Source organism: Leuconostoc sp. BM2 (assembly GCF_002095565.1).
In the GTDB taxonomy this organism is placed as follows: domain Bacteria; phylum Bacillota; class Bacilli; order Lactobacillales; family Lactobacillaceae; genus Leuconostoc; species Leuconostoc falkenbergense.
Window position 1 is genome coordinate 23,095 of the sequence record NZ_MOWQ01000022.1, and the last position, 6,048, is coordinate 29,142.

Genomic DNA, 6,048 nt, shown 5'->3' on the forward strand with positions numbered 1-6,048 from the left:
TAGAGGAAATCACGATGGTAATAAAAAAGTGGCAGCATGTCGCCCTATTAGTTGGAATGGTTGTTGTGGTGGAGGCAATTGGTGGATTATCGGCTTTTTTAGCGGGTGACATTAAGAAAATTTATAATCAGTTAGTACAGCCACCACTTTCACCGCCAGATTTCGTTTTTGGGATTGTTTGGCCCATTTTATATCTGTTGATTGGTGTGGCTGCTTATTTATTATTAGTTAGTCAGCATCATGCAGCAGCCAAAAAGACTAATTTGGTGTTATTTGGGTTACAACTTTTTGTTAATTTTATTTGGAGTATTGTGTTTTTTGGTGGTAATCTTTACTGGATTGGTGTACCGATTATTCTGGTTTTAGATGTCCTAGTGATTGCCTGCATTGTCTCTTTCAGGCGCAATCAATTGTGGGCGAGTTACTTGATGTATCCGTACTTGGCGTGGATTATGTTTGCGACTTACCTCACGATTGCAGTGGCTATCTTAAATTAAAAAGTGACAGTTTTGTCAACTGTTAATCAACCGAGTCGTTCTAAAAATGGCTCGGTTTTGTTGTATAATTAAATCACATAATTATTTACGGGGGTTACTAATGCAACGTTCAAAACGTTACCTGATTGTTTACGAGGTATTAAACGCTGTAACACACGGTTTAGGATTTATTTTGGCCGTGATTGCTGGCATCGCATTGCTATTTCATGTCTTGCAACGACCAGTGTCTGCTTTCGAGTTGACAGCGATAATCATATATATCGCCACAGTTGGCTTGTTTTTGCTTGCATCAACTTTGTTTCATTCGTTGGTATTCACGCGTGCGGCCAAAATATTTCAATTTTTCGACCATGCGGGTATTTATCTAGTGATTTTAGGTAGCTATACGCCGTACACTTGGCTACTAATCAAAGGATGGGTCGGCTGGAGTATCTGGGGTGCTATTTTGGCAATGACGATTGCCGGCTTTGTCTATGACTTATTCTTTGTCGGACGCTGGCCATGGGTGTCGGTGGTCATTTACCTTGTGATGGGGTGGCTGATTATTTTGGCAATGCCAATCTTGTGGGGCGTATTGTCACACACAGCCTTCTGGTTGCTTTTGGCTGGCGGCTTAACCTATTCTGCGGGGACAATTTTTTATCTAATTCCTAAGATTCCTATGGGGCATGTCTACTGGCATCTATTTGTACTCGGTGGCGCTGGCTTGATGTATGCCAGTATCTTTATTTCACTCTAAAAATTTAAACAAAATCAATGTGATATTATTGTTTTTGAGCTATAATATAGCTGTTAAATAATTGCAGGAGAAATTAAAATATGGCATTGACACAATCACACGTTAAGCAATGGGTAATTGATCAGCACTTGGATACTTGGGGGCCAGTCAACGTTACCTGGCATGATGATTTGAAGCGTACGGTGATTATCGTCGCTGACGGGACGAAAAATCAAGTTCGTCAAGAGATTAAGAAAATTGTTGCTGGTAATATTGAAAAGGGCATCATTTCAAAAGAAGACGCAAATGACTTTCTCGATTCCTTACATGTCAATGATTATGCCGTTGAAGATTGAGCCGAAAGGCTTTTTTTTTTTGACAAAAATTGTGTGTTTGTCGGTCAAGTGTGTGTTTAAAATGGTCAATTGTGCTGGTTTATCAATATTATGTTTATGAGTCGATATACTTAATTTTGTACCAAGCAAGGTTAGCAAGTAGTTGACCCAGTGGTTCAAAAAAAGGAGGATAAGACAATGATTAAAAAATCATTATTACTGAGTATTGCTACATTGGGAATAGGGATGTGTGTGGTAACCGTACATCCACATGCAGCCAGTATTGAGCAAATGAAAGCCAATGTTAATGCAGATACAGGCGTAATTTTTAGTGAAGAATTGGGGCGTGATATGACTAAAAGTGAGGCAGATCTTTACTTTGAAACGGTTAGTCAAGCACAACGCAAATTAGGATTACCAACTTCACAAGTGACGCCGGAAATTGATAAAGCGGCTCGACAAGTGGTAGCTGAGAATACCAAGAAGCCGGTGCATAATACAAAAACAAAATTAAATTTTAAACCAGATAATTTATTGTTGGGAACCTCAATTCCAACAGAAGCTAAAACATTAACAGGCAGCACTTATAAATCAGACCCTTTTTCTGGTTCAGGGTGGCGGTATAGTGGGTACTACTTTAATTTCAAAGATTATGTGGCTAACCCAAGCTTTGGTGTTCGTGTAAACGGTGATTCCTTTAATTTTATTACGCGACGTAACACAGCTAAGGTAGCATCTTATGCTGTTAATCCCGACGGCAAGTTTCATTACTATCCCAGCACAAATAGTGGTAATTTGAATGGTTATTTTTCAACGCTAGACCCAGTCAGTGGTTCGTATTACGAAATTAATTAACAATAAACTTATCCATCTAATGGCCGCCTAGTGTACAAGGCGGTTTTTACTTGTTAATATATAACATGAAAGAATAAATTATATTTTAGATATTGCGCTAGTATATAACAAAAAATGAGGTATCTATGAAGGTTGCAATTTGTGATGATTCACTCGTATTGGCTAATCAAGTTGACACACTGTTACGCAACTATGATATGAAGCGATTTGATGTTGATGTTTTTACTAATCCTTTGCGATTATTAGCTTCATTAACTGATAACTATTATGACTTTTTCATACTTGACATTGAAATGCCGGAGATGTCCGGTGTTGTGTTAGCAGGTCAAATCAGGGATTTTGGTAACGCTAATCCTATTATTTTTGTGACCAGCTATAAGGAATACATGGAAGATGTTTTTGCTTTACACACATTTGATTATTTAATCAAACCGCTGACACAAGAAAAAATGAATCAATCGTTGAAACGCTTAACCAACTATTTAGGGTTACAAAGTCGACGATTCACTTTCACTTTCAATCGTACGTCACATAGTTTGGATTTAACAGAAATTAGATATTTTGAAAAAAATCGTCATACAGTTTTGATTCATACAAGACACCAAATCTATGAAACATCGATGACTACTGCTGATGTACTAGCTAAATTAGATCATCGTTTCGTTCAGGTTCATCAATCCTTTATTGTAAATGTCAATGCAGTTAAGCATCTGAAAAATCAATCATTACTTCTAAACGATGAGACCATAATTCCAATTAGTCGCAAGTATCAAAGACAAGCTAAAATCGCCATTATGGCGGCTTTGAGGGAAATGATGTCATGAAATTAATGATAGAAATTTATGTCAGTAATTTGACTTTATTGGCTGTTATGTTAGGGATGGTTGCCATTTTTTTTAGGCAATCCTTGTTTATCAATTATCGTCCAACGCGTGTCACCCTTGGGATTTTGGGTAGTTTATTGTTTTACTTGTGGTTTTTAATGGCGCAAAATACTGTAGGGTTTGTGCCATTATTGTCAAATGAAATTGGAAAACAGTGGCATTTGGACTTTAGTTTGCTATTGTCACTGTTGATTGTTGTATGCTTTTGTTGGTTTGTTGTGATTCCGGCTAAGTCAAATCTGTTAGCCAGTTGTTTTTGGACGAGCATTTTGGTTGCAGGGCTTTACGCTAGTCAGTTTATTGGCGATATTATCTTCAATCAATTACTGCCATTATTGCAATCGTTGCATTTTGTTAGTGCTTGGGGACGTACAGGTATTGAACTGATATTGGTAGTAGCCACGACGCTGATGTTGAAGTATTGGTTAAAGCCAACACTTGTCCAAACCACAAATCGTAATCAGTTTGTTCAAATCACCTTAATTTTAATGGTCAATATGTCAACGATGGGGTTGTTTTATTTCATGCGTGACATTTATTATCCAGTGGCTTTATCGTTTGAAAAAGTTTGGTTAGTTGTCCTCATTATTGTGGTACTGAATACTTTTGTTCTAGTCATTTATCAAGGGCAAAATATCTATTATTTGAAATTACATCAAATTGAACGTGAAAATGAAATCTTGCAGCGGGAAATTGCGGCTATTAACCTCACTAAGGCTAATTGGGAAAAGATTACAGCAATCAAACATGATTTACGCAACCAAAACATTGTTTTATTGGGATTAATTGAACAAAGCGACTATGATCAAGCAAAGACATTGATTCGAAATGGTATGTCAGAATTAACGATGGGTACGCATTTTTTTACGCGTAATACCTTGCTTAATTATTTGCTCAATGAAAAAAATAATTTAGCTAAAGCACAAGGCATTCAATTAAACAGTCAAATTTTGGTGCCAGAATCTTTAACCATTCCTAATGATATTTTGGCAATTGTGATTGGCAACTTATTGGATAATGCGTTTTCCGCAGTTGCGCGTCATCGTCAAGGCAAACAAATCGTCTCACTCGTGGTCAAGGCAGTCAATCAAAAATTATTGATTCAGGTCAGCAATGCGTTTAATGTTGATGAAGTCGATAGTCGACGTGATCGGTTGCAAAAGGGGTTTGGATTGAAAAATATCAAGCAAATTGTCGAAAAATATGACGGTTTGTATCAACAACAAATCAATGGTTCTCAATATGATGTCAGCATTATATTTTTTGACATCTAATCACAAAAAAAGCTATCAGAATTAATTCTGATAGCTGATATAGTGGTCAGCCAGGGGCTCGAACCCTGGACCCACGGATTAAGAGTCCGTTGCTCTACCAACTGAGCTAGCTGACCATATCATCTGTTTCACAACAATAAATATAATACCACGTGATTTATGAAAAAGCAAGCAGCAAATATGATAAAATGGAACTATTCTCAATATGGAAGGAAAAGCGTTGACTGTTAATAAGCAGTCTGAAACGCGTTTAGACACATGCTAGATCTGATTAAATCAATCATTATTGGTATCGTTGAAGGCCTGACAGAATTTTTGCCAGTATCATCAACAGGGCACATTATTTTGGCGGAAACACTGATGAAAATCCCCGGTGGCGCTGTGTGGACGAAGTCTTTCACCCCATTTTTCGATTATGCCATTCAATTGGGTGCCATTTTTGCCGTGATTCAACTTTATTTCAACAAATTGAATCCATTTTCACCACAAAAAACAGACCGTGAAAAGTTCCAAACATGGCGCCTGTGGATTCGTGTGGCAGTTGGTGTCTTGCCCGCTGTGGTCTTTGGTTTATTGCTGAATGACTTCATGGATGCGCATTTGCTGAATTTCTGGGTTGTTTCAGCCATGTTGATTATTTATGGTGTGATCTTCATTGTGATTGAAAATCGTCAAAAGGGTATTGCGCCTTTAATTACAGACGTCAACCAAATCACGTTTAAGCTAGCGCTCTACATTGGTTTGTTCCAAGTTTTGTCATTAGTACCGGGAACATCTCGTTCAGGTGCCACGATTCTTGGTGCCATCATTCTTGGTGCTTCACGCTTTGTTGCTGCAGAATTTTCATTTTTCCTATCAATTCCGGTGATGTTTGGTGTCACGCTATTGAAGATGTTCAAGTTCTTCCATGAAGGTGGCTCATTCACTGGTATGCAAGGCTTGGTTATGCTATTTGGCTTTGTGGTTTCTTGGATTGTGGCGTTGTTTGCGATTAAGTTTATGATGAATTACATCAAAAATAACGACTTCAAGGCCTTTGGTTACTACCGTATTATCGTTGGTGTGATCTTCTTGTTGCTTGGCATGACAGGCGTGATTACGACAATGCATTAAAATAAAATGTGTTACCATTTCTGAAAAAAATTGACAAGACAATGAAATGTCATCTATCAATTACTAACTTATAGCTAGTAATTGATTTTTTTATCAAAAATGACGGATGATTAGGTGACTTTTATTTATAAATTATGTAATATTTTTATTTGTTTATAAAAAGGCATTTTTTGGACACATTTATTTCATAATATAGTCGCGTTATTGTGAAATAATGTTATTATCAAAAGAAAATTTAAATATAAGGTAGATTGCAAGAATTAACCGAACACTGCAAACTGCTGAAAAACCTTTCGTGGTGATTGCCAGTTGAGTGTTTTCATTGGTCTCGCATTGATCCAATGATTAATTTGATCTAATTCTTTGGCGCTA

The 6,048-nt window shown here is 37.1% G+C and carries 7 protein-coding genes, 1 tRNA gene and 1 pseudogene; 7 read left to right on the top strand and 2 right to left on the bottom strand.

Features of this window, described 5'->3' with window-relative positions; translation table 11 throughout:
* The first annotated feature begins 14 nt into the window (after positions 1-14).
* The 6 genes from BMG01_RS06920 (at position 15) to BMG01_RS06945 (ending at position 4,563) form a co-directional block, all read left to right on the top strand.
* Positions 15-497 carry a TspO/MBR family protein gene (locus BMG01_RS06920; protein ID WP_036068611.1) on the top strand — a complete coding sequence of 161 codons (483 nt, stop codon included), beginning with the start codon at positions 15-17 and terminating at the stop codon, positions 495-497.
* A gap of 100 nt (positions 498-597) precedes the next feature.
* On the top strand, positions 598-1,236 hold the full coding sequence (locus BMG01_RS06925) for a hemolysin III family protein (protein WP_004911898.1): 639 nt from the start codon (positions 598-600) through the stop codon (positions 1,234-1,236).
* Between the two features lie 80 nt (positions 1,237-1,316).
* Entirely contained in the window at positions 1,317-1,571 is a 255-nt protein-coding gene (locus BMG01_RS06930) for a hypothetical protein (protein ID WP_004911900.1), read from the top strand.
* Between the two features lie 177 nt (positions 1,572-1,748).
* Positions 1,749-2,405: a hypothetical protein gene (locus tag BMG01_RS06935; RefSeq protein WP_004911903.1), complete on the top strand. Its 657-nt coding sequence runs from the start codon at positions 1,749-1,751 to the stop codon at positions 2,403-2,405.
* A gap of 125 nt (positions 2,406-2,530) precedes the next feature.
* Positions 2,531-3,229, top strand: coding sequence for a LytTR family DNA-binding domain-containing protein (locus BMG01_RS06940; RefSeq protein WP_004911905.1), 699 nt, complete (start codon positions 2,531-2,533; stop codon positions 3,227-3,229).
* On the top strand, positions 3,226-4,563 hold the full coding sequence (locus tag BMG01_RS06945) for a GHKL domain-containing protein (protein ID WP_004911907.1): 1,338 nt from the start codon (positions 3,226-3,228) through the stop codon (positions 4,561-4,563). The genes BMG01_RS06940 and BMG01_RS06945 overlap by 4 nt, the downstream gene beginning before the upstream one ends.
* A gap of 43 nt (positions 4,564-4,606) precedes the next feature.
* On the opposite strand, the gene BMG01_RS06950 is transcribed toward BMG01_RS06945, so the two are convergent.
* Positions 4,607-4,679 (bottom strand) — tRNA-Lys (locus BMG01_RS06950).
* Between the two features lie 142 nt (positions 4,680-4,821).
* Here BMG01_RS06950 and BMG01_RS06955 point away from each other — a divergent pair.
* Positions 4,822-5,676 carry an undecaprenyl-diphosphate phosphatase gene (locus BMG01_RS06955; RefSeq protein ID WP_036068612.1) on the top strand — a complete coding sequence of 285 codons (855 nt, stop codon included), beginning with the start codon at positions 4,822-4,824 and terminating at the stop codon, positions 5,674-5,676.
* A 260-nt stretch (positions 5,677-5,936) separates the two neighbouring features.
* Here BMG01_RS06955 and BMG01_RS10965 read toward each other — a convergent pair.
* Positions 5,937-6,048 (bottom strand): annotated as a pseudogene (locus tag BMG01_RS10965) (IS30 family transposase); the annotation flags it as partial.

What these genes read in the sequence shown, in the direction of transcription:
- BMG01_RS06935 (WP_004911903.1), top strand. Translation starts at nt 1,749, where the DNA reads ATGATTAAAAAATCATTATTACTGAGTATTGCTACATTGGGAATAGGG.
- BMG01_RS06955 (WP_036068612.1), top strand. Translation starts at nt 4,822, where the DNA reads ATGCTAGATCTGATTAAATCAATCATTATTGGTATCGTTGAAGGCCTG.
- BMG01_RS06925 (WP_004911898.1), top strand. Translation starts at nt 598, where the DNA reads ATGCAACGTTCAAAACGTTACCTGATTGTTTACGAGGTATTAAACGCT.
- BMG01_RS06920 (WP_036068611.1), top strand. Translation starts at nt 15, where the DNA reads ATGGTAATAAAAAAGTGGCAGCATGTCGCCCTATTAGTTGGAATGGTT.
- BMG01_RS06940 (WP_004911905.1), top strand. Translation starts at nt 2,531, where the DNA reads ATGAAGGTTGCAATTTGTGATGATTCACTCGTATTGGCTAATCAAGTT.
- BMG01_RS06945 (WP_004911907.1), top strand. Translation starts at nt 3,226, where the DNA reads ATGAAATTAATGATAGAAATTTATGTCAGTAATTTGACTTTATTGGCT.
- BMG01_RS06930 (WP_004911900.1), top strand. Translation starts at nt 1,317, where the DNA reads ATGGCATTGACACAATCACACGTTAAGCAATGGGTAATTGATCAGCAC.